This window comes from Streptomyces luomodiensis, from assembly GCF_031679605.1.
GTDB lineage: Bacteria > Actinomycetota > Actinomycetes > Streptomycetales > Streptomycetaceae > Streptomyces > Streptomyces luomodiensis.
This window is the reverse complement of sequence record NZ_CP117522.1, coordinates 6,846,880-6,870,415: the sequence shown is the minus strand read 5'-3', so window position 1 is coordinate 6,870,415 and position 23,536 is coordinate 6,846,880. Positions and strand designations below refer to the sequence as shown.

Annotated in this window: 18 protein-coding genes; 8 read left to right on the top strand and 10 right to left on the bottom strand. The window is 71.1% G+C overall.

The window, feature by feature from the left end:
- Positions 1-51 precede the first annotated feature (51 nt).
- The 4 genes from PS467_RS29035 (at position 52) to PS467_RS29020 (ending at position 4,911) form a co-directional block, all read left to right on the top strand.
- Positions 52-3,186, top strand: a complete 3,135-nt coding sequence (locus PS467_RS29035) for a sensor histidine kinase (RefSeq protein ID WP_311037705.1) — start codon at positions 52-54, stop codon at positions 3,184-3,186.
- Between the two features lies 1 nt (position 3,187).
- Positions 3,188-3,610, top strand: a complete 423-nt coding sequence (locus PS467_RS29030; RefSeq protein ID WP_311037704.1) for a roadblock/LC7 domain-containing protein — start codon at positions 3,188-3,190, stop codon at positions 3,608-3,610.
- Between the two features lie 82 nt (positions 3,611-3,692).
- Entirely contained in the window at positions 3,693-4,352 is a 660-nt protein-coding gene (locus tag PS467_RS29025; RefSeq protein ID WP_268974615.1) for a DUF742 domain-containing protein, read from the top strand.
- A complete protein-coding gene (locus PS467_RS29020; RefSeq protein WP_076970722.1) occupies positions 4,333-4,911 on the top strand; it encodes a GTP-binding protein in 579 nt (192 codons plus the stop codon). The genes PS467_RS29025 and PS467_RS29020 overlap by 20 nt, the downstream gene beginning before the upstream one ends.
- A gap of 131 nt (positions 4,912-5,042) precedes the next feature.
- Here the strand turns inward: PS467_RS29020 and PS467_RS29015 are convergent, their stop codons facing one another.
- The 5 genes from PS467_RS29015 to PS467_RS28995 form a co-directional block, all read right to left on the bottom strand.
- Positions 5,043-5,276, bottom strand: a complete 234-nt coding sequence (locus tag PS467_RS29015; protein ID WP_311037703.1) for an acyl-CoA carboxylase subunit epsilon — start codon at positions 5,274-5,276, stop codon at positions 5,043-5,045.
- 55 nt (positions 5,277-5,331) lie between these two features.
- Positions 5,332-6,915 carry an acyl-CoA carboxylase subunit beta gene (locus PS467_RS29010; RefSeq protein WP_311037702.1) on the bottom strand — a complete coding sequence of 528 codons (1,584 nt, stop codon included), beginning with the start codon at positions 6,913-6,915 and terminating at the stop codon, positions 5,332-5,334.
- Positions 6,916-7,230: 315 nt separating this feature from the next.
- Entirely contained in the window at positions 7,231-8,829 is a 1,599-nt protein-coding gene (gene cimA / locus PS467_RS29005; protein ID WP_311037701.1) for a citramalate synthase, read from the bottom strand.
- Positions 8,830-9,154: 325 nt separating this feature from the next.
- Positions 9,155-10,240, bottom strand: a complete 1,086-nt coding sequence (locus PS467_RS29000; RefSeq protein WP_311037700.1) for a branched-chain amino acid aminotransferase — start codon at positions 10,238-10,240, stop codon at positions 9,155-9,157.
- 201 nt (positions 10,241-10,441) lie between these two features.
- The gene (locus tag PS467_RS28995) at positions 10,442-11,485 is read right to left on the bottom strand and encodes a 3-isopropylmalate dehydrogenase (protein WP_311037699.1); all 1,044 of its coding nucleotides are present in this window, start codon (positions 11,483-11,485) and stop codon (positions 10,442-10,444) included.
- A gap of 166 nt (positions 11,486-11,651) precedes the next feature.
- Between PS467_RS28995 and PS467_RS28990 the strand changes: the two genes are divergently transcribed.
- Entirely contained in the window at positions 11,652-13,235 is a 1,584-nt protein-coding gene (locus PS467_RS28990; protein ID WP_311037698.1) for a purple acid phosphatase family protein, read from the top strand.
- Positions 13,236-13,248: 13 nt separating this feature from the next.
- Here the strand turns inward: PS467_RS28990 and PS467_RS28985 are convergent, their stop codons facing one another.
- From PS467_RS28985 to PS467_RS28975, 3 genes are all read right to left on the bottom strand, one after another.
- The gene (locus PS467_RS28985; RefSeq protein ID WP_268974608.1) at positions 13,249-13,371 is read right to left on the bottom strand and encodes a hypothetical protein; all 123 of its coding nucleotides are present in this window, start codon (positions 13,369-13,371) and stop codon (positions 13,249-13,251) included.
- A gap of 531 nt (positions 13,372-13,902) precedes the next feature.
- Positions 13,903-15,534 carry an L-glutamate gamma-semialdehyde dehydrogenase gene (gene pruA / locus PS467_RS28980; RefSeq protein WP_311037697.1) on the bottom strand — a complete coding sequence of 544 codons (1,632 nt, stop codon included), beginning with the start codon at positions 15,532-15,534 and terminating at the stop codon, positions 13,903-13,905.
- Positions 15,535-15,623: 89 nt separating this feature from the next.
- A complete protein-coding gene (locus PS467_RS28975; protein WP_311037696.1) occupies positions 15,624-16,550 on the bottom strand; it encodes a proline dehydrogenase family protein in 927 nt (308 codons plus the stop codon).
- 164 nt (positions 16,551-16,714) lie between these two features.
- Between PS467_RS28975 and PS467_RS28970 the strand changes: the two genes are divergently transcribed.
- Positions 16,715-17,962 (top strand): PucR family transcriptional regulator, encoded by a 1,248-nt coding sequence (locus PS467_RS28970; protein WP_311037695.1) that lies wholly within the window; start codon positions 16,715-16,717, stop codon positions 17,960-17,962.
- 31 nt (positions 17,963-17,993) lie between these two features.
- Here PS467_RS28970 and PS467_RS28965 read toward each other — a convergent pair whose 3' ends face one another.
- Complete coding sequence (locus tag PS467_RS28965) at positions 17,994-18,617, bottom strand: TetR/AcrR family transcriptional regulator (RefSeq protein WP_311037694.1); 624 nt, start codon at positions 18,615-18,617, stop codon at positions 17,994-17,996.
- A 96-nt stretch (positions 18,618-18,713) separates the two neighbouring features.
- On the opposite strand from PS467_RS28965, the gene PS467_RS28960 reads away from it, so the two are divergent.
- Entirely contained in the window at positions 18,714-20,390 is a 1,677-nt protein-coding gene (locus PS467_RS28960) for an MFS transporter (protein ID WP_311037693.1), read from the top strand.
- 526 nt (positions 20,391-20,916) lie between these two features.
- Positions 20,917-21,873 (top strand): glycoside hydrolase family 6 protein, encoded by a 957-nt coding sequence (locus PS467_RS28955; protein ID WP_311037692.1) that lies wholly within the window; start codon positions 20,917-20,919, stop codon positions 21,871-21,873.
- Between the two features lie 136 nt (positions 21,874-22,009).
- Here PS467_RS28955 and PS467_RS28950 read toward each other — a convergent pair whose 3' ends face one another.
- Positions 22,010-23,506, bottom strand: coding sequence for an MFS transporter (locus PS467_RS28950; protein ID WP_311037691.1), 1,497 nt, complete (start codon positions 23,504-23,506; stop codon positions 22,010-22,012).
- Between the last annotated feature and the right edge of the window lie 30 nt (positions 23,507-23,536).

The window sequence follows — 23,536 nt, the reverse complement described above, 5'->3', positions numbered from 1 at the left end:
CAGCTGGGAACGGCACGGACGAGGTGCCGACGCCGAGAGGTTGTTGGTCGAGTGAGGCGAAGCAAGCCGGACCCCGCGCAAGAGGCGCGCGGGAACTTCACCCCGCCGCCGCGCACACGTACAGCGGCGTCGCCCGCCGAGGTGTCCGGGCCGTCCGCCCCGAGCGGCAGCCGGATCTCACCACGGAACTGGCGGGTGCGCGGCCGGCTGTACGCGATCCTGCTCATCCCCGTGCTCATCGCCCTGGTCTTCGGTGGCTTCCAGGTCGCCTCCTCGGTCTCCACCTGGATCGAGGCGCGGGACGCCGAGCGCACCGCCCAGGTCGTGCGGGCCGCCAGCTCCTACGCCCACGCCCTGGTCAACGAGCGCGACCTGAGCGCGGGTCCGCTGCTCACCGACAGCAACGAGGCCGTGGTGGCCAAGGCGCGGGCCACCAGCGACGCGGCGAAGCGGGACTTCGACGCGGCCGTCACCGATATGCCGCAGACGGCGGCCCTCAAACGCCGCCTCAGAGCGTTCAGGGCCGTCGAACCGCAGCTCGCCGCCCTGCGCCGGAACGCCTACACCGACCGGCTGAACGGGGTGAAGACCGAAGAGGGCTATGTCACCGTCGAGCACGGGCTGACCGAGTTCGCCAATGAACTGGGCCTGGGCACCGGCAATATCACCTCATACGGCCGTACCGTCTACGCGGTATCCCTGGCCAAGGGTGCGGAGTCGCTGCAACGCTCCATCGGTACCCATCTGCTGGTCAAGCCCGGTCCGTCCGCGCCCGACCGCAAGGCCCAGCTGACCGCCTTCACCTCGTACGCCTACCTCGAGGGCATCGCGCTCGGGGAGTTCGAGGCGGCCGGCACACCGCAGGACGTGACCCGGCTCGAGGACACCCTGACGGCGGCGGAGAAGCGTGCGCGAACGCAAATAGCCGAGGCGAAGCGCAAGGCCGAGGCGGCCGGTGAGAAGTTCGTGGCGCCGCCCAGCATGGAGCAGATGGTCAAGGCCATCGGCAGCGGCGCGACGCCCTCCGAACTGGCCGCCCAGGGGATCACCCCGGACGCCTGGTTCAACGCCTCCACGATCAAGTTCAGCGCCTACCGGGAGGCCGAGCAGACCCTGGTGGACAAGGCCGTGAACGACGCGGCCGAGATCTCCTCGGACGCCCGGCGCGATGCGATCGTGAACGCCGTGATCGTGGTGCTGGCGCTGTTCGCCGCCTTCATGGTGGCCGGCCGGATGGCCCGTTCGATGAGCCATTCGATGCAGCAACTGCGCAACGCCGCCCTGGAGGTCGCCGGCAAGCGGCTGCCCGCGGTGGTCGACCAGCTCTCCCGCACCGACCCGGGACGGGTGGACACCCGGGTCAGCTCGATACCGATCAACACCAAGGACGAGATCGGCGAGGTGGCCCGCGCCTTCGACCAGGTGCACCGCGAGGCGATCCGGCTCGCGGCCGAGCAGGCGATGCTGCGCGGCGGCGTCAACGCCATCTTCACCAACCTTTCCAGTCGCAACCAGGGACTGATCGAGCGGCAGCTGACCCTGATCTCCGAACTGGAGAGCCGGGAGGCCGACCCGGACCAGCTGGAGCACCTCTTCCGGCTGGACCACCTGGCCACCCGTATGCGCCGCAACGGCGAGAACCTGCTGATCCTCGCGGGCGAGGAGCCCGGCCGCCGCTGGAACCAGCCGGTGCCGCTGATCGATGTGCTGCGCGCCGCCTCCTCGGAGGTGGAGTCGTACGAGCGCATCGAGCTGGCCGGGGTCTCCGAGAGCGAGATCCACGGCACCGCGGTGACCGACCTGGTGCACCTCCTGGCCGAGCTGCTGGAGAACGCCGCCACCTTCTCCTCCCCGCACACCAAGGTGCGGGTCACCTCGACCCGGCTGCCCGACGGCCGGGTGGTGGTGGAGATCCACGACAAGGGCATCGGCCTGACCGCCGAGGACTTCGCCGACATCAACCACAAGCTGGCCAACCCGCCGACGGTGGACGCGACGGCCTCCCAGCGCATGGGACTCTTCGTGGTCGGCCGCCTCGCCGACCGGCACGGCATCCGGGTCCAGCTGCGCCCCTCCGGGGAGCAGGCGGGCACCACCTCGCTGGTGATGCTGCCCGAGGCGATCACCCATGGCGGTGGCGGCGAGGAGCTGCCCCAGGACGACTTCACGGTCTCCCGGATCGTCCCCGAGCCGCGGCCGGCCGTCCAGGAGCCGAGCGCGGAGTCCTCGCGTACCGCCGCCGAGCTGGGCTTCGACGACTCCGCGTACGAGCGGGAGCAGGGACGGAACGAGCTCCAGGACCAGCTCCAGGACCAGAACCGGTTCCAGGAGCAGAACCAGCTCCAAGAGCAGAACCAGTTCCAGGACCAGGATCGGTTCCAGGACCACAACCGGTTCCAGGGCCAGTACGGCGGAATGGAGGCCACCGCGCCCGAGCAGGAGCCGCGGCACGACCAGGCGGCTGCCGATCCGCTGGCGCAGTCCTCCTACCAGAATTCCGCCTTTACGCAACCGGAAGCGGATTACACAACTCAAACGGAATCCGGACAGCAGCCGTACGTCGGCTACAACTCGCCCTCCCAGCAGGGAGAGTGGGGCGATTCCGGATCTTTCGAGATGCCCTTCGGGTCGCAGTTCGGGACCGAAGCGGAATCAGGACCCAGCGCTCCCGAAGTTTCCCGGGACCGCGTAGAGTTCCACCGTCCGGGCCCCTCCCCGAGCGGAATCCACTCGATGACCGACGCCGGACTTCCGCGTCGGGACGTGCAGTGGCGACCGTCCGAGGAGACAGGGGCACAGGGGGTGGCCGGGGACCCGATGGCGCCCGCGGCGCCGGAGGTGCCCCGACAGGTCCCTCAGCAGCAGGAGGACAGTGCCCCGTGGCAGTCGGAGAACGACCAGCGCTGGCACCGTGCCGAGCAGCTGCGCGAGCCGAAGGCCGGCGGGGTCACGCCCTCCGGGCTGCCCCGGCGGGTGCCCAAGGCCAACCTGGTCGAGGGCGCCGCGGAACTGACCGGACAGGGCGGCCCCCAGGTCTCCCGTGCCCCCGAGGACGTCCGCGGCAGGCTGAGCAACCTGCGCCGCGGTGTCCAGCGGGGGCGCGCAGCGGGATCCGGGACCCCCGGGCGTGACCGGCATGACCAACAGGGCTTCGGCCCCGGCAGCACCTACGATCAGGAGCGTTAGTGTGAGCCCGATGAGCCAGGCGGCGCAGAACCTGAACTGGTTGATCACCAACTTCGTGGAAAACACCCCCGGGGTGTCCCACACCGTGGTGGTCTCCGCCGACGGACTCCTTCTGGCGATGTCCGAAGGCTTCCCCCGTGACCGAGCCGATCAACTGGCGGCGGTGGCCTCCGGCCTGACCTCGCTCACCTCCGGAGCCTCCCGCATCTTCGAAGGCGGCGTGGTCAACCAGACCGTCGTCGAAATGGAACGAGGCTTCCTCTTCATCATGTCCATCTCCGACGGATCCTCCCTCGCCGTACTCGCCCACCCGGAGTGCGACATCGGCCTCGTCGGCTACGAGATGGCCCTGCTGGTCGATCGCGCGGGCAACGTTCTCACCCCGGATCTGCGCGCGGAACTGCAGGGGAGTCTTCTCAACTAGCAAACATGGAGTGCGTTTCGCGCCACCGCGCCATAGGGTGCGGTGGCGCGACCGGCAAGACAGGCGAGTTGGAGGAGGACACGTGGCAACGCCCCCTAGTGGATATCCGTACGCCCACGGGCAGCCGTCCGAGCCGCGCGGAGAAACCCCACCGAAGCGCTACAACTTCCCCTCCGCGCCCAGCCGCCAGGCCCGCTCCCAGCAGCAGCCGGAGCCGCCGCAGCAGCCCCGGCCCCCGCGGCGGCAGCCGCAGCAGCCCCAGCAACAGCCGTACACGCCCTCCTACGCGCCTCCCGGGCCGTCGGAGGGGTCTTGGTACGACGCGCCGCCCGCGCCGCGTATCCAGCCCGTACAGCCACCTGAGCGCCTCGTCCCGGAACCTTCCCCCGCGGGCGGCGCGCATAACCCTCTGGTGCGCCCGTACGCCATGACAGGGGGCCGGACCCGGCCCCGGTACCAGCTCGCCATCGAGGCGCTGGTGCACACCACGGCCGATCCCGCCCAGCTCCAGGGCCAACTGCCCGAGCACCAGCGGATCTGCCAACTGTGCCGCGAGATCAAGTCGGTCGCCGAGATCTCCGCACTGCTCACCATTCCCCTCGGCGTAGCCCGCATCCTCGTAGCCGACCTGGCCGAGGCGGGGCTCGTCGCCATTCATCAGCCCGGCGGCGACGAGTCCGCCGGCGGTCAGCCTGACGTGACACTGCTCGAAAGGGTGCTCAGTGGACTTCGCAAGCTCTAGCGGTGCAGCCCGCTCCACCACCTCCGCGAAAATCGTGGTGGCGGGCGGCTTCGGCGTGGGCAAGACCACGTTCGTCGGCGCGGTCTCGGAGATCAACCCGCTGCGCACCGAAGCCGTGATGACCTCCGCCTCGGCGGGGATCGACGATCTCACCCACGCGCCGGACAAGACCACCACCACGGTGGCGATGGACTTCGGCCGCATCACGCTGGACCAGGACCTGATCCTGTACCTGTTCGGCACGCCCGGTCAGGACCGCTTCTGGTTCATGTGGGACGACCTGGTCCGCGGTGCCATCGGCGCCGTCGTGCTGGTCGACACCCGCCGCCTCGCCGACTGCTTCCCCGCGGTCGACTACTTCGAGAACTCCGGACTGCCCTTCGTCATCGCCCTCAACGGCTTCGACGGACACCAGCCCTACAGCCCCGAAGAGGTCCGCGAGGCCCTCCAGATCGGCCCCGACGCGCCGATCATCACCACCGACGCCCGCCACCGCAGCGAGGCCAAGAGCGCGCTCATCACCCTCGTCGAGCATGCGCTGATGGCCCGGCTGCGGTAGCCGGGACCGGCCGAGGAAGCCAGAAATCCCCTGCTCTCCGAGGAGAACAGGGGATTTGTGCTGTCGCCGGACGCTCCGGAGGGGTCCGGTGCGCCGCCGGGCGGTGTGCGGCCGTCCGGAGGCGGCGCCGGTCAGCCCTGCCAGCTGTGCGGCGCGCTGAACGCCGGACGGCGCTCCAGACGGCGCCAGCGGGCGGCGCTGCGGCTCGGGCGGGCGGAGCCGGTGGTGCGGTGGGTGCCGGCGGCCGCGCGGGCGAGCAGCACCGCGGTGACCGCGGCGAGTTCCTCGGCGTCGGCGTGGCCCTTCTCGACCCGGACCAGGGTGGCCGCGGCGGCGGGATCGGCGGTATCGGTGGGTGTGCTCATGGTTGTCTCTTCTCCCTTGTCGCGCGGGTCGCGCGCGAGGTCACGAACACCAGGACTACTGCGGCGGGTTGCCGTGCTTACGGGACGGCAGGTCGGCGTGCTTGTCACGCAGCATCGCCAGGGACCGGATCAGGACCTCACGGGTTTCGGCCGGGTCGATGACGTCGTCGACCAGCCCCCGCTCGGCCGCGTAGTAGGGGTGCATCAGCTCGGACTTGTACTCCTTGACCATGCGGGCGCGCATGGCCTCGGGGTCGTCGGCGCCGGCGATCTGGCGACGGAAGATCACGTTGGCCGCGCCCTCGGCGCCCATCACCGCGATCTCGTTGGTCGGCCAGGCGTAGGTCAGGTCGGCGCCGATGGACTGGGAGTCCATGACGATGTACGCACCGCCGTACGCCTTGCGCAGGATGACGGAGATCCGCGGCACGGTGGCGTTGCAGTACGCGTACAGCATCTTGGCGCCGTGCCGGATGATGCCCCCGTGCTCCTGGTCCACACCGGGCAGGAAGCCGGGCACGTCGAGGAAGGTGACGAGCGGGATGTTGAAGGCGTCGCACATCTGGATGAAGCGCGCGGACTTCTCCGACGCCTCGATGTCCAGCACACCGGCCAGCGACTGGGGCTGGTTGGCGATGATGCCGACCACCTGGCCGTCGAGCCGGGTGAGGGCGCAGATGATGTTGGTCGCCCAGCGCTCGTGGACCTCGAGGTACTCGCCGTCGTCGACGATCTCCTCGATGACCTTCCGCATGTCGTACGGGCGGTTGCCGTCGGCCGGGACGAGGTCCAGCAGCGCGTCGCCGCGCCGGGAGACCGGGTCGTCGGACTCGACGGCCGGCGGGTTCTCCCGGTTGTTCTGCGGCAGCAGCGACAGGAGGTAGCGCACCTCCTCCAGGCAGGTCTCCTCGTCGTCGTAGGCGAAGTGGCACACGCCCGAGGTCTCGGCGTGCACATCCGCGCCGCCCAGTCCGTTCTGGGTGACCTTCTCGCCCGTCACCGCCTGGACCACATCGGGTCCGGTGATGAACATCTGAGAGGTCTCCCGGACCATGAAGACGAAGTCCGTCAGCGCCGGGGAGTACGCCGCCCCGCCCGCGCACGGGCCGAGCATCACGCTGATCTGGGGGATGACCCCGGACGCCTTGGTGTTCCGCTGGAAGATGCCGCCGTATCCGGCGAGCGCCGAGACGCCCTCCTGGATACGGGCACCGGCGCCGTCGTTGAGGGACACCAGCGGCGCCCCGGCCGAGATGGCCATGTCCATGATCTTGTGGATCTTGGTGGCGTGGGCCTCCCCCAGCGCCCCGCCGAAGATCCTGAAATCGTGTGCGTAGACGAACACCGTCCGTCCGTGGACGGTCCCCCAGCCGGTGACGACGCCGTCGGTGTAAGGCCTCTTGGCCTCCAGGCCGAACCCGGTCGCGCGATGCCGCCGCAGCGGCTCCACTTCGTTGAAGGACCCCTCGTCAAGCAGCAGATCGATCCGCTCGCGAGCCGTCAGCTTCCCCTTGGCCTTCTGCGCCTCGGTCGCCCGCTCGCTCGGGCCGCGCCGAGCCTGCTCGCGAATCGCGTGCAGCTCGGCGACGCGCCCGCGAACGTCACTCGCCTCAGCAGGCGCACCTTCGAGATTGGTCATGGAACGACGGTACGTTCCCGGGCCCCCGGAAACGCATGTCAATTCCCTACAACGTCAAGGGCGTTTTGGTGGGCAAGCAGAACAGAACTGGACAGCGCCTTTCTCACTACCTGGTGTCCTCAAGGACAATCGGCCCTGTCGGCACCCCACAAACTCCCTCGTGGCGACCGTGCACCGGACAGGCTCGACCACCCGGATGGGCGGCGGCCGCCGGAGCGGTGGTGCGGCCGGACCGGGCGGCGGACCGCATCGGTCCGCGCCCCGCTCCCCGCACCTTACTCCGGCGGCCGCCGGTCCCGCGGAACGCACCCGGGGTCACTCCTGCGGGTCCACCCCGGCCCGCAGCAGTCCGTAGGCGTAGGCGTCGTCCAGCGCCTGCCAGGACGCGGCGATCACGTTCTCCCCGACGCCGACCGTCGACCACTCCCCCTGGCCGTCCGCGGTGGAGACCAGCACCCGGGTCGTGGACTCGGTGCCGTGCTTGCCCTCCAGGATGCGGACCTTGTAGTCCACCAGCTCCATCGTGGCCAGCTGCGGGTAGATCCGCTCCAGCGCGACCCGCAGCGCCCGGTCCAGGGCGTTGACCGGACCGTTGCCCTCCGCGGTGGCCACGATGCGCTCGCCCTTGGCCCAGAGCTTCACGGTGGCCTCGTTGGCGTGGGTGCCGTCCGGGCGGTCCTCGACGATCGCCCGCCAGGACTCGACACGGAAGTAGCGGCGGGCCCGCCCGTCGACCTCCCGGCGCAGCAGCAGCTCGAAGGAGGCGTCGGCGGCCTCGTAGGTGTAGCCCGCGAGCTCCCGCTCCTTGACCCGCTCGACGATCCGGCCGACCAGGGCCCGGTCGCCGCCGAGGTCGACACCCAGCTCCTTGCCCTTGAGCTCGATCGACGCCCGGCCGGCCATGTCGGAGACGAGCATCCGCATGGTGTTGCCGACCCGCTCGGGGTCGATGTGCTGGTACAGATCCGGATCGACCTTGATCGCGGAGGCGTGCAGCCCGGCCTTGTGGGCGAAGGCGGAGACCCCCACGTAGGGCTGGTGCGTGGAGGGCGTCAGATTGACGACCTCGGCGATCGCGTGCGAGATCCGGGTCATCTCCGCCAGCGCGCCCTCCGGCAGGACCCGGCGGCCGTACTTGAGCTCGAGGGCCGCGACGACCGGGAAGAGGTTGGCGTTGCCCACGCGCTCGCCGTAGCCGTTGGCCGTGCACTGGACGTGGGTGGCGCCCGCGTCCACGGCGGCGAGGCTGTTGGCGACGGCGCAGCCGGTGTCGTCCTGGGCGTGGATGCCCAGCCGGGCGCCGGTGTCGGCCAGGACGGTGCGGACCACCGCGTCGATCTGGGCGGGGAGCATGCCGCCGTTGGTGTCACAGAGGATCACCACGTCGGCGCCCGCCTCGTGGGCGGCGGAGACGACCTGCTTGGCGTAGCCGGGGTTGGCGCGGTAGCCGTCGAAGAAGTGCTCGCAGTCGAGGAACACCCGGCGGCCCTGGGACCGCAGGTAGGCGATGGTCTCGCGGACCATCGCGAGGTTCTCCTCGAGCGTGGTGCGCAGGGCCAGCTCCACATGGCGGTCGTGCGACTTCGCCACCAGGGTGATCACCTCGGCCCCGGACTCCAGCAGCGCCTTGACCTGGGGGTCGTCCTCGGCACGTACGCCCGCCTTACGGGTGGCGCCGAACGCGACGAGCTGGGCGTGCTTGAAGTCGATCTCGGCGCGCGCCCGTGCGAAGAACTCCGTGTCGCGCGGGTTGGCACCGGGCCAGCCGCCCTCGATGAAGCCCACACCGAAGTCGTCCAGGTGCCGGGCGATGGCCAGCTTGTCGGCGACCGTCAGATTGATGCCCTCGCGCTGCGCTCCGTCGCGCAGCGTGGTGTCGAAGACGTGGAAACTGTCGTCGGGCAGATCCTTCATGGTGGTCTGGCACTCCTGTCGGATAAATCTCGGTCTAACCGGAATAACCGGCTCCGCGCCCTCCTATGATCCCTCACGCTTCGCGTCCGGCGGGATGGTCCGGAAAACGAAAAGACCCCTCGCGGGTGCGAGAGGTCTGCGCGCGGGTCTGGGGCACGGTGGCCGCGCCGTACCGGGTCGTACGGGGCGGTCACTGCGGACCGGCGCGCCTGCTGCCAATAATCATGGCGAACGAGAGCACGGAGGCAGTGTCGCATATTCCGCCCCCGCGCTCGCGCCCGTCTCAGGATGCGAACCCCCGGCGTCAACGAGGTGATGCCCGCGATCAGCCGAGGGGGTGCATCCAGCCATGGGTGTCGGGAGCGGCGCCGGTCTGGATGTCCAGCAGCGCCTTGCGCAGCCGCAGCGTCACCTCGCCCGGCTCACCGTCGGCCACCGTCCAGCTCGCCCGCGCGGACTTGACCGAGCCGACCGGGGTGATCACGGCCGCCGTACCGCAGGCGAAGACCTCGGTGAGGGTCCCGTCGGCGTTGCCCTGGCACCAGTCGTCCACCGAGATCCGGCCCTCGGCGACCTCGTACCCGAGGTCGGCGGCGATCCGCAGCAGGGAGGCGCGGGTGATCCCCGGCAGCAGCGAACCGGACAGCTCGGGGGTCACGATGCGGTTCCCGTACACGAAGTACAGGTTCATCCCGCCCATCTCCTCGATCCAGCGGCGCTCGATCGCGTCCAGCCAGACCACCTGGTCACAGCCCTGCTCGGCGGCCTGCGCCTGGGCGACGAGGGAGGCCGCGTAGTTGCCGCCCGCCTTGGCCGCGCCGGTGCCGCCGGGCGCGGCCCGGACGTACTCCTCGGAGAGCCAGACCGAGACCGGCTGCACGCCGCCGGTGAAGTAGGCGCCGGCCGGGGAGGCGATCACCACGAAGAGGTATTCGTTCGAGGGCCGGACGCCCAGCCCGACCTCGGTGGCGAACATGAAGGGCCGCAGGTAGAGGGACTGCTCCCCATGGCCCGGCACCCACGCCTTGTCCTGGGTGACCAGCGCGTCGCACGCCTCGATGAAGGTCTTCACGGGCAGCTCGGGCATGGCCAGACGGCGCGCGGACGCCTGGAACCGCTCGGCGTTCTGCTCGGGGCGGAACGTCGCCACGGTGCCGTCGGGCTGGCGGTACGCCTTGAGTCCCTCGAAGATGGTCTGGGCGTAGTGCAGCGTCATGTTCGCCGGATCGAGCGACAGCGGGGCGTACGGCACGAGCTGGGCCTCGTGCCAGCCGCGGCCCTCCGTCCACTTGATGGTCACCATGTGGTCGGTGAAGTGGCGGCCGAATCCGGGGTTGGCCAGGATCTTCTCCCGCTCGGCGGCGGGCAGCGGGTGGGAGGAGGGCTTGAGCTCGATCGTGGGCGTCGTCATGGCAGGTAGTCCTTCACCTTCGGTTGTGGCGGACCGCGCTCATCCCATCCTGACCATGATCGGTACTAGGACGTCCAAGCTTCCCTTCGCGCAACGGCCCCACCGGGGATTATCTCCTAGGTGGGGCCGGGGAAGGATGCGTGCGATACGCGCGGCCCAGGTCGATGGTCGCACCCAGCCGCGCGCTGGCACAGGCTGGGGTCAGCCGGATACTCGGGCGGCGAGCGCGTCGCCGATCTCGTCGGTGGTGCGCGGCGCGGCCGCGTCCCGCTCGGCGAGGTCCTCGGCGACGGCGGCCTCGATACGGGCCGCCTCGTCCCGGTAGCCGAGGTGCGACAGGAGCAGGGCCACCGACAGGACGGTCGCCGTCGGGTCGGCCTTGCCGGTGCCCGCGATGTCCGGCGCGGAGCCGTGGACCGGCTCGAACATCGACGGGAAGGCGCCGGAGGGGTTGATATTGCCGCTCGCGGCGAGCCCGATACCGCCGGTGACCGCGGCGGCGAGGTCGGTGAGGATGTCACCGAAGAGGTTGTCGGTGACGATCACGTCGAACCGCTCCGGCTGGGTGACGAAGAAGATCGTCGCGGCGTCGACGTGCAGATAGTCGGTGGTGACCTCGGGATACTCCTGGCCGACCCGGTCGAAGACGTTCTTCCACAGGTGGCCGGCGTGCACCAGGACGTTGTTCTTGTGCACGAGGGTCAGCTTCTTGCGCGGACGGGCGTTGGCACGCTCGTAGGCGTCCCGGACCACCCGCTCGACACCGTAGGCGGTGTTGACGCTGACCTCGTTGGCGATCTCGGCCGGGGTGCCGGTGCGCAGCGAGCCGCCGTTGCCCACGTACGGGCCCTCGGTGCCCTCGCGGACGACCACGAAGTCGATGTCGGGGCGGCCGGCCAGCGGGGACGGGGTGTTCGGGAAGAGCCTCGACGGACGCAGGTTGACGTAGTGGTCGAAGGCGAAGCGCAGCTTGAGCAGCAGCCCGCGCTCGAGCACGCCCGAGGGCACCGACGGGTCGCCGATGGCGCCGAGCAGGATCGCGTCGTGGTGCTTGAGCGACTCCAGGTCCGCGTCCGGCAGGGTCTCGCCGGTGGCGTGCCAGCGCCGGGCGCCGAGGTCGTAACTCTGGGTCTCCAGCTTCACGTCCTGCGGAAGGGCGGCGGACAGGACCTTCAGACCCTGGGCCACGACTTCCTGGCCGATACCGTCACCGGGGATCACTGCGAGGCGAATGCTGCGAGACATACCCGGACCCTACCGCTCGTCCCATGGATTGACATAGAGCGTCCGCCATTCGGACACGCCGGTGCGCCGGACTCCGCGTCGGACTCCGCACCGGACTCCGCAATGGAAAGCCCCCGTTCACCCCGTGTACGGAGCGGCGTCGACCGGGCGGGGGACATTCCGGTTCATGGACACACCACGGTTCGGCGTACCCGAGCGGCTCGCCCAGCGGATGACCATGGCGGAGCAGCATGAGTATCTGCGGGCCCGGCTCACCCGCCGCCGGGTGCTGCGCGGCGCCGCCGCCACGGCCGGGACGGCGGCGGGCGCGGGGCTGCTGGGCGGAGCGGCGCGCGCCGCCGGTCAGGGGCCGGCTCCGGCGGTGAGTCCGCGGCCGGGGTCGGCCACGGTGGACGGGGCGCTGGTCGCCCCGTTCGGCCGTCATCTGGCCTTCGGCGCCGATCCGCGCACGCAGATGCGGATCTCCTGGCAGGTGCCGTTCGCCGTGCGCAAGCCGTATGTGCGGATCGGCACGAGCCCGCTGGAGCTCACCCGTAAGGTCGAGGCCGAGGTCCGCCATCTGCACACCCCGTCGCTGGGCGACCGGCTGCCCGCCGTGGAGCAGTTCTATCTGCACGCCGCGGTGGACGGCCTGCGCCCCGGGGTCACCTACTACTACGGCGTCGGTCACGCGGACCGCGACCCGGCCGAGCCGCGTCACTTCGCGTCCGTGGGCACCTTCCGCACCGCGCCGGACCGACCCGGCAGGTTCGTCTTCACCGCCTTCGGCGACCAGGGGGTGAGCTATGACGCGCTCGCCAACGACCAGCTGATCCTCGGCCAGAACCCGTCGTTCCATCTGCACGCCGGGGACCTGTGCTACGCCGACACCACCGGCCACGGGAAGAAGTCCGACCTCTATGACGCGCGGGTGTGGGACTCCTTCCTCGCCCAGACCGACTCGGTCGCGGCGAGCGTGCCGTGGATGGTGACCACCGGCAACCACGACATGGAGGCGTGGTACTCCCCCGACGGCTACGGCGGCCAGCTGGCCCGCTGGTCCCTGCCGGACAACGGCCCGGACCCGCGCAAGGCACCCGGTGTCTACGCGTTCGTCTACGGCAACGTGGGCGTGGTCGCCCTGGACGCCAATGACGTGTCGTACGAGATCACCGCCAACACGGGGTACACGGACGGGGCCCAGACCCGCTGGCTGGACCGGCGCCTGGAACAGCTGCGCGAGCGGCCCGACATCGACTTCCTGGTGGTCTTCTTCCACCACTGCGCCTACTCCACCACCAGCGCCCACGCCTCGGACGGCGGGGTGCGCGACGCCTGGGTGCCGCTGTTCGACAAGCACCAGGTGGATCTGGTCATCAACGGCCACAACCACGTCTATGAGCGGACCGACGCCATCCGGGGCGGCAAGGTGGCGCGCCGGGTCCCCGTGGAGGGGAGCGCCGACGCGGTGCACGACGGGATCGTCTATGTGACGGCGGGCGGAGCGGGTGCGCGCCTGTACGGGTTCCCGGTGCCCGACAGCTACGAGGGGCACATCGAGGACCTCGACGAGGTGAAGACCTACCACTGGACGAAGGACGGGGAGAAGAGCCAGGACACCGCGGACTGGTCCCGGGTCCGCTACACCGGCTTCTCCTTCCTCGCCGTGGAGGTGGAGCCGGGTCCCCGTCCGAGGCTGACCGTGACGGCCCTGGCGGAGTCGGGCGAGCGGGTGGACCGCTTCGAGGTCACCCGGCCCCCTCGTCAGTGACCGATGGCGCCCGTCAGTGACCGGTGGCGCCGCCGTTGTCCCGGCGGTCGAGGGCGCGCTGGAGCGCGGCGGCGGCCTTCTTGCGGTCGGTGTCGTCGGTCTTGCGGCGGCGCCTGCGGACAGTCGTCTCGGCCATGATCACGTCTCCTCTGCTGAACCCCGGCGGACCGGGAGGAAGGAAAGTTCCCCGAGAAGGTGGCTGCCGGAAGGGGCGGGGGCCTGGGTGCGGCAGGGGTCGCCTGCGCCGGTGCACCGGCCGCGGCCGCCATCGCTGGATGCAGCGAGACGTTCGGCTTCCACAAAAGTAAGGCAGCGGGACGTCAGTGTCTGCACAATTAGTGGGACGTCCTACTATCTGAGACGCGAACAGCGCGATATCGGCCACTGACTCAGGGTGATCAAGCAGTCGGCGTTCCACCGGCGGCCGAGGCCGACCCCCGTCCGACCTCGACCACGGCGGCCGATCACAGATCGCCGCGGGCGACCCGATTCCTGGTTACCTACGTAAACTGCGGTAAATAGTGCCTACTTGACCGCTTGACGCTAGCATCGCCGCGCGCCGGACGTGCACAGATTCGCCCCTATGCGCCCCCTTCGCACAGCGCTCCGCCCCCGGACCGCACCGAAGCGGTCCGGGGGCGGTGCACCGGGGGTGCGGGGCGCGGGGTCAGCCCATGTGCGGGTAGCGGTAGTCGGTCGGCGGGACCAGCGTCTCCTTGATGGAGCGGGTGGAGGTCCAGCGCATCAGGTTCTGCTTGGCGCCCGCCTTGTCGTTGGTGCCGGACGCGCGGCCGCCGCCGAAGGGCTGCTGGCCGACGACGGCGCCGGTCGGCTTGTCGTTGATGTAGAAGTTGCCGGCCGCGAAGCGCAGCGCCTCGCAGGTGGCGGCGGCCGCGGCGCGGTCCTGGGCGATGACGGCGCCGGTCAGCCCGTACGGGGCGGCCGACTCCATCTGCGTCAGCATCGCGTCGTACTCGTCGTCCTCGTAGACGAACACCCCGAGGATCGGGCCGAAGTACTCGTCCCTGAAGATCTCGTTCTCCGGGTCGGTGGAGACCAGCACGGTCGGGCGGACGAACCAGCCCTCACTGTCGTCGTAGGTGCCGCCCGCGACGACCTCGATCGTCGGATCAGCCTTCGCCCGATCGATCGCCGCCTTGTTCTTGGCGAAGGCGCGCTCGTCGATGACCGCGCCCATGAAGTTGCCGAGGTCGGTCACATCGCCCATGGTCAGCCCGTTGACCTCGGTGGCGAACTCCTCCTTGAGGCCGTTCTCCCACAGGGAGCGCGGCACATAGGCGCGGGAGGCCGCGGAACACTTCTGGCCCTGGAACTCGAACGCGCCGCGGGTCATCGCCGTCTTCAGCACCGCCGGGTCGGCGGACGGGTGGGCGACGATGAAGTCCTTGCCGCCGGTCTCGCCGACCAGGCGCGGGTAGGTCTTGTAGTTCTCGATGTTGTTGCCGACCGTCTTCCACAGGTACTGGAAGGTCTTGGTCGAACCGGTGAAGTGGATGCCCGCGAGGTCCGGGTGGGCCAGCGCCACCTCGGAGACGTCCTTGCCGTCGCCGGTGACCAGGTTGATCACGCCCTTGGGCAGCCCGGCCTCCTCCAGCAGCTCCATCAGCAGCACGGCCGCGTGGGTCTGGGTCGGGGACGGCTTCCAGATCACCACATTGCCCATCAGGGCCGGGGCGGTCGGGAGGTTGCCCGCGATGGCGGAGAAGTTGAAGGGGGTGATCGCGTAGACGAACCCCTCCAGTGGCCGGTGGTCGGTGCGGTTCCAGACCCCGGGCGAGTTGGTCACCGGCTGCTCGGCCAGGATCTGGCGGGCGTAGTGGACGTTGAACCGCCAGAAGTCGATCAGCTCGCAGGGAGTGTCGATCTCGGCCTGCTGCGCGGTCTTCGACTGCCCCAGCATGGTGGACGCGGCGAGCGTCTCCCGCCACGGGCCGGAGAGCAGATCGGCGGCCTTCAGGATGACCGCGGCACGGTCGTCGAAGCTCAGCGCGCGCCACGCCGGGGCCGCGGCCAGGGCGGCGTCGATCGCGTCCTGCGCGTCCTGGCGGGTGGCGTTGGCGTAGGTGCCCAGGCGGGCGGAGTGGCGGTGCGGCTGGACGACGTCGAAGCGCGTCCCGCCGCCCATCCGCTTCTCCCCGCCGATGGTCATCGGCAGGTCGATGGGGTTCTCGCCGAGCTCCTTGAGCTTGGTCTCGAGGCGGGCGCGCTCCGGGGTGCCGGGGGCGTAGGTGTGCACCGGCTCGTTCACCGGCACGGGGACCTGGGTGACGGCGTCCATGGTGGCCGTTGTCTCCTTCGATCGTCGTTACGAGGTCTGCGATGCCGAGGGGTCTTCGGGGCGCCTCGGGGGTCGGCGGCGGCCCGGGGTCAGCGACGGCCGACCAGCGAGCGCAGGAAGAACGTGAGGTTGGCGGGGCGCTCGGCGAGACGGCGCATGAAGTACCCATACCAGTCTGTGCCATACGGAACATAAACCCGCATACGGTGACCTTCCGCCACCAGCCGCTCCTGCTCGGCCACGCGGATCCCGTACAGCATCTGGAATTCGTACTCATCGGGCTTGCGCCCGAGCCGGTGCGCCAGATCCTGGGCGATGGCGACCATGCGCGGATCGTGCGAGCCGATCATCGGATAGCCCTCACCGGACATCAGGATCTTCAGACAGCGCACATACGAACGGTCCACATCGCGCTTGTCCTGGTAGGCGACGCCCGCCGGCTCGTCGTACGCGCCCTTCACCAGCCGCACCCGGGAACCTTCCCCCGCCAGCGCCCGGCAGTCGTCCTCGGTCCGGAACAGATAGGACTGGAGGACCGCGCCGGTCTGCGGGAACCGGGTGCGCAGCTCGCCGAGGACGGCGAGGGTGGAGTCCACGGTGGTGTGGTCCTCCATGTCGAGGGTGACCGTCGTGCCCGCCGCGGCGGCGGCCTCCACCACCGGGGTGACATGGGACAGCGCCAGATCGTGCCCCCCGGGCAGCGCCTGTCCGAAGGCGGAGAGCTTCACGGACATCTCCGCGCGCCCGGCGAGCCCCTCGGCGGCCAGCGCCTCGGTCAGCGCCAGATAGGCGTCCCGGCTGCGCAGCGCCTCGGCCCGGTCGGTCACGTCCTCGCCCAGATGGTCCAGGGTGACCTCCAGGCCGCGGGAGGTCAGCGACCGTACGGCCGCGAGGGACTCGGCCAGCCGCTCCCCGGCGACGAAGCGGTCCACCATCGGGCGGGTGACCGGCGCGGCCGAGACGGCACGGCGGATGGCGGCACTGCGCGAAGCGGCGAGCAGTACGGGACCCAGCACGGGGCACCTCCACGATGACGGCCGACGAACGGCATCGACAACTCACCGTGAAACTTAAGGATCGCTCGGATCCCGGGCCATCGACAGCTGTCACGCATCCGTGGCCGAGATCTCAGACATCTGTATGAGAATGTGAGGGGCGAATCCGGGAAAAGGCGGGACACATGCGCGACGACTACCAGCAGCTGGTGGACGAGATCACGACGGTGCTCCGGGCGCCCGCGACCCTGGAGAACCGCGACTTCGCGCTGATCGCCTTCGGCGCCCAGGACAGCGACGACAGTGACGACACGGAGGAGCCGGCGCTGGACCCGGTCCGCACCCGCTCGATCCTCCAGCGCCGCTCGACAGCGGCGGTGCGGGCCTGGTTCGAGGCGTTCGGGATCGCACGGGCGCAGGCGCCGCTGCGGATTCCGCCCGACCCGGCGGCCGGGGTCTTCATGGGCCGTATCTGCCTGCCCGTCCGGCACCGCGGGGTGGTACACGGCTACGTCTGGCTGCTGGACGACGGCCATCTGGCCGATCTGGAGCTGGGCGGCCCCGGCGGCGCGCCGGACCCCCGGCTGGCCCGCGCGATGGAGACCACGGCCCGCATCGGAGCGCTGCTGGCGGCCGAGGCACGGGCCGGGGAGGAACTCGGCGAGCTGCTGCGCGAGGTGCTGACCGGGCCGCCGGCCGGCCGGGACGCCGCCCGCGCCGGACTGGGGGCCGCGCTGCGCGGGGCGGCCGACGGGCCACTGGCGCTGGTCGCGGTGGTGCCCTGGACGCCGGGGACCGGTGAGGACGCCGACCATCCCGGCCTCCCCCATCTGCCGGGCATCGTGGCCGCGTGCGTGCTGCCCGGGAGCACGGCGGCCGGGGCGGGGCTGGCGGCGCTGATCCGGCTGCGCACGGCCACCGCCCTGGACCCGGCCCGCGCGACGGCCGAGCAACTGCTGCGCTCCCCCCGGGCCACCACCGCCGGCAGCGCCCCGGACGGACCGCCCCCGAAGGCGGCCGCGGGGGTCAGCGCTCCCCGGCGCGGACTGGAGGAACTGCCCACCGCCTGGCAGGAGGCCCTGGCCGCCGCGCGGGCGGCGCACGCCGATGCCCGTCTGGGCCCGGTCGCGGAGTGGTCCGCCATCGGCCCGTACCGCCTGCTGGCCACCCTGCCCGCGCTGCGCCCCGACGCCGCCGTACGCCCCCTGCTGGAGCCCGCCCACGCCGAACTCGCCCGCACCGCCGAGACCTTCCTCGACTGTGCGGGCCAGGCCGGACGCACCGCCCAGCGGCTGGGCATCCACCGGCAGACGCTGTACTACCGCCTCTCCCGGGTGCGGCAGCTCACCGGCCTCGACCTCGACGCGGGCGAGGACCGGCTGCTGCTCCACATGACCCTCAAAGCCGCCCGCCTCGGGCCGCCGTGGCGCTGAGGCCCGAGGTCAGCGGCGCTGAGACGTGAGGTCAGCCGACGGGGGGCGCGGGGGCTGCGGGGGCCGCGGGGGCGTCGCCGACGATCCGCCGCATCGCCTCGACCAGGTCCTGGGCGCTGGGCGTGAGGTCGGGGTCGATGGCCATCTGGACGACCATCCCGCTCACCAGCGTCATGTAGAACGCGCCCATGACCCGTGAGGTCTCCTCGTCGACCTCGCCCTCGTCGATGCCGTGGAGGAGTGCCACGAGTCCCTGGCGCCCCGCCGGCTGGACCCGGCCGAAGGCCTCGCGCAGCTCGGGGTCGTGCCGGACCTGCAAGGTGGCCTCCAACTGGGAGCGCCACACCGCCTGGTGCTTGTCGAACAGCTCGAGCACCCGGGTCCACCCGGTCTCGAACCGATCCCGCAGCCCGGTGTCCGAGCCCTCGCCGGTCGTGGCCTCCGCCTCGAGGGACCGCTGGACGTCATCGGCCCAGTCGCTCATGGTCGCGAAGAGCGCCTCCCGCATCAGGGCGTCCTTGGAGCCGTAGTGGTAGCCGATGGAGGCCAGGTTGGCGCCCGAGGCGGCCACGATGTCCCGCGCCGTCGTACGGGACCAGCCCTTCTCCTGCAAACAGCGCTTGGCCCCGGCCAGCAGATCCTCTCGATGTCCCATGGCGCCAGGGTATCCCGGCCCCATACGAGCGTCCAAGACGCCTGTTTTACACAGCCGTACTAGACGGATGTTTAAGACGCCCGTATATTCGCCGCCATGACGACCTCGACCCCGCCCTCGACCGCCACCGGCCGCCGCGCCGGGCGCAAGGAATGGACCGCCTTCGTGGTCCTGATGCTTCCGCTCCTCCTGGTCTCCATGGATGTGTCGGTGCTGTACTTCGCGGTGCCGGCCATCAGCCGGGAGCTGCACCCCAGCGCCACCCAGCAGCTGTGGATCTTCGACATCTACGCCTTCGCCCTCGCCGGGCTGCTCATCACCATGGGCGCGCTGGGCGACCGCTTCGGACGGCGGAAGCTGCTGATGTCCGGGGCCGCCGCCTTCGGCGCCGCGTCCGTCGCGGCGGCATACGCGCCGAGCGCGGAAATGCTCATCGCGGCACGGGCGGTGCTCGGGATCGGCGGCGCGACGCTGATGCCCTCGACGATGGCGCTGGTCCGCAATCTCTTCCTCGACGAGAAGCAGCGGGCCAAGGCGATCGCGATCTGGTCGTCGGCCATGGCGGGCGGTGTCGCGCTGGGCTCGGTGCTGAGCGGGGTGATGATCGAGCACTTCTGGTGGGGCTCGGTCTTCCTGATCAATGTCCCGGCGATGGTGCTGCTGCTGGTCCTGGTGCCGCTCCTGGTGCCGGAGTTCAAGGACCCGAAGCCCGGGGCGTTCGATCTGGCGAGCGTGCCGCTGTCGATGGCCGCCGTGCTTCCGGTGATCTACGGCCTGAAGAAGACGGCCGCCGACAACGGCGCCGGCCCGATCCCGGTACTGGCCATCGTGGCCGGACTCGCCATCGGCGCCGTCTTCGTACGGCGTCAGCTCACCCGGCGCGATGCGATGATCAGCCCGGAGCTGTTCCACCACCGCGGTTTCGGCCCGTCGATCGCGCTCAACGCGCTGGCCACCTTCGCCATGATGGGCTCGGCCTACTTCACCACCCAGTACCTCCAGTCGGTGCTCGGCAAGGGCCCGCTGGAGGCGGCGCTGTGGAGCCTGGCCCCGTCGGTCTGCGTCGGCATCGCCGGACCGGCGGCGGCCACGCTGGTCCAGCGCGGGGCGAACCGGGCCCATGTGATCGGCGCCGGTTTCCTGACCGGGGCCATCGGCTACGGAATCCTGGCCCTGGCCGGTACGGACGCGCTGTGGACCGTACTGATCGGCGCCGCCGTCCTGGCCAGCGGCATCGTCATGGTGATGTCGCTGGTCACCGACATGGCCATCGGCACCGTCCCGCCGAAGCGGGCCGGCTCGGCGGCCGCACTGCTGGAGACGGGCCAGGAGTTCGGCGGGGCGATGGGCATGGCGGTACTCGGCAGCGTCGGCACCGCCGTCTACCGGAGCGACGTCCAGGACTCGGCGACCGGCACCGGCTCACTGCCCGCTGACGCGCTGGACCAGGTGCGCGAGACCCTGGGTGCCGCCATCGCGGTGGCCGGCCGGCTGAAGGGGCAAGCCGGGACAGAGCTACTGGACGCGGCCCGCGAGGCGTTCACCCACGGGATGGGGCTCGCGTGTGCGGCCGGGGCGATGGTCTTGGTCGCCGCCGCCGTCCTGGCCCTGATGACGCTGCGCGGGGTGGGGCCGACGACCGGGCCCACGGCCGACGAGGCGGCCGATGATGCAGCCTCAACGGGCGCCGGCGGGACGGCCGACCGCGCGGGGACGGTGGGCCACGGCGGGGCGACGCACACGGCGGCGCCGGAGACGGTGCCGGGCCGCTGAGCCGTGGAACGTCGGAGGGGCCCCGCCAGGCGGTGGGACCCCTCCGGTGGTGGCAGCCGGACGGTACGCGGTACGCCGCATGGCGACCTCACGCGCTCGGTAGCCGCACGCGTCGGTACGCCGCGTGGCTGCCGTACCCGCGCGGTGCACCGCGTCGTGTCCGCACGCGTCCGTACGAACCAGAGTGGCCGCGCGCACTCGGTACGGCACACGATGGCTCCACGCGTCCATACGGCGCACGGTAGCCACACGGACTCGATGCGCCGCACGGCGGCGTCACGCGTCGGTACCCCGCATGGCGACCGCACGCGCCCGGACGCCGCATGGCCACCGCAGACACCCGGACGCCGCACGGCGACCTCGCCCCGGTACGGCGACCTCGCCCCGGTACGGCGCACCGGGGCCGCGCGCGTCGAATTTCCGTCGAACGGCGGCAACCATCTCCCACCCGGCGGCAACCAGAGGACGGCGGCCAGGGACGGCGGCCAATGGACTGAGCAGCCCCACGCGAGAGGAGTGACGCACCGTGCGCATCACCAGAGCGTTAGCGGCGGCCGGGCTCGCCGCCGCCTTCCTGATCGGCGCGGCCCACACACCACAGGCCGTCGCGGGCGAACTGCCGGGCGGCACACGCTTCTTCAACGACCCCGAATCGCAGGTCAACAAGTGGGTCGCGGCCAATCCGGGTGACTCCCGGCAGCCGCGCATCGCCTCGCGGATCGCCAGTCAGCCCCAGGCGGTGTGGTTCTCCCGGTACGCCCCCGCCACCGTCACCGAGGACGTCCGTGAGGTCACCTCCGCCGCCTCCGCCAAGGGCGAGACCCCCGTCCTGGTGACGTATCAGATCCCCAACCGCGACTGCGGCGGGGCCTCCGCGGGCGGCGCCCCCGACCTCGCGAGCTATGACGCATGGGTGCGCGGCTTCGCCGCCGGGCTGGGCGGCGGGCCCGTCGTCGTCATCCTCGAGCCCGACTCGATAGCGCTCATCAGCTGTCTGTCGTCCTCCGAGCTGAGCGGCCGCTACGCCTCGCTGGCCCGCGCCGCCACCGCCATCCACAGCGCGAACCCCAACGCCCGGGTCTACTTCGACGCCGGCCACTCCGCCTGGAACAGCGCCGCCGTCCAGGCGTCACGACTCCGCTCGGCCGGGGTGCTGACCAGCGGCGACGGCATCTACAGCAATGTCTCCAACTTCCGCCGCACGACGGACGAGGTGGCCTTCGCCAAGAGCGTGCTCACCCAGCTCGGCACCTCCTCGGGGCTCACCGCCGTCATCGACACCAGCCGCAACGGCAACGGCCCCGCCTCCGACAACACCTGGTGCGATCCCCACGGCCGCAAGGTCGGCGAGAACCCGACGGCCAACACCGGCGACCCCGCCATCGACGCCTACCTGTGGATCAAACCGCCCGGCGAACTGGACGGCTGCGCGGGCGCGGCGGGCACGTTCTCACCGGACTACGCGTACGAGCTTGCGGGCTGAGAGACGCGCTCCCGCTCACAAGTGGTCGAGCGGCTTCCCTCATTGACCGGGACCGGAGGGCACGGAGGCCGGCCGCCGCGGCGGCCCTCCGCTCCGGCCATGGAGTGGAGGGCCGCCGGAACGCGGGCCGCGGCCGTCAGCCCAGGTGCGCGGGGACCGGGGTGGCGCTGTCCGCGCCCGGCTTCCGTACCGGGCGCGGAGTGTTCATCAGCAGCGCCACGACCACCGCGGCGCCCACGAGGATCGAGGACGAGACGACGAAGGCGTCCGAGAAGCCTTCGACCAGACCCGCCTTGGCGGTCTGCGGTGTCGGCAGTCCGGCGTGGGAGGCCATGTAGTCGGAGGTCGCGCTGGTGGCGATGGTGTTGAGCATCGCCGTACCGATCGATCCGCCGATCTGCTGCGCGGTGTTGACGGTGGCGGAGGCGACGCCCGCGTCCCCCTCCCCCACCCCGTGGGTCGCGTAGTTCATGGAGGGCGCCATCACCAGGCCCATGCCGAAGCCGACCAGGAGCTCGGCGGGCAGCACCCCCGCCGCGTACGAGCTGTCGACGTCCAGGGGCACCAGCAGGGCGACACCGGTGGCCGTGAGCAGCAGACCGGGCACCACCAGCAGGCGCGGCGGCACCTTGGGGATGAGGCGCGAGGCGACTCCGCCCGCGCCGACCAGCACCGCCCCGGTCATCGGCAGGAACGCCACCCCGGTGAGCAGCGCCGAGTACCCCTTGACGAGCTGCATGTAGTACGTGAGGAAGAGGAACATCGCGAACATGCCGACCACCGAGAGGCCGACCGCCAGATAGGCGCTGCCGCGGGTGCGGTCCCCGATCACGCGCGGCGGCAGCAGCGGCCGCGCCACGCTCCGCTCCACCATGACGAAGGCGAAGAGCAGGACCGCGCCCAGGATGAGCAGCCCGGTCACCAGCCGGGAGCCCCAGCCCTCGGACTCGGCCTCGCTGCATCCGTAGACCACCGCCACCAGCCCGCACACCGCCAGCAGCACGCCGGGGATGTCGAAGCGGGCCCGGCCCTCGGCACGGGCGTCGCCGGGCAGCACGGACCAGCCGAGCGCGGCGACGACGGCGATCGGCACATTGACGTACAGGCACCAGCGCCAGTCGAGGTACTCGGTCAGCAGTCCGCCGACGACCAGCCCGATCGCACCGCCGCCCGCCGCGATCGTGCCGAAGATGCCGAACGCCTTGGCGCGCTCACGAGCCTCGGTGAAACTCACCGCGAGCAGCGACAGCGCCGAGGGGGCGAGCAGCGCGGCGAACGCGCCCTGGAGGGCGCGGGCCGAGAGCAGCACCTCGAAGCCGGGGGCGGTGCCGCCGAGCGCGGAGGCCCCGGCGAAGCCCGCCAGGCCGATGAGGAAGGTGCGCCTGCGGCCGGTGTAGTCCGCGATCCGGCCGCCGAGCAGCAGCAGACTGCCGAACGCCAGGGTGTAGGCGGTGATGACCCACTGCCGGTCGCCGTCGGAGATGCCGAGGTCCTTCTGGGCCGACGGCAGGGCGATGTTCACGATGGTGATGTCGAGGACGATCATCAGCTGGGCCAGGCCGATGACGACGAGCGCGAGCCAGCGCCGGGGGTTCGCCCCGGGCGGCACGTCTGAGGGCTGGGACTGGGACATGGCGATGCCTTTCTGGGTCTTCCCGAAGGC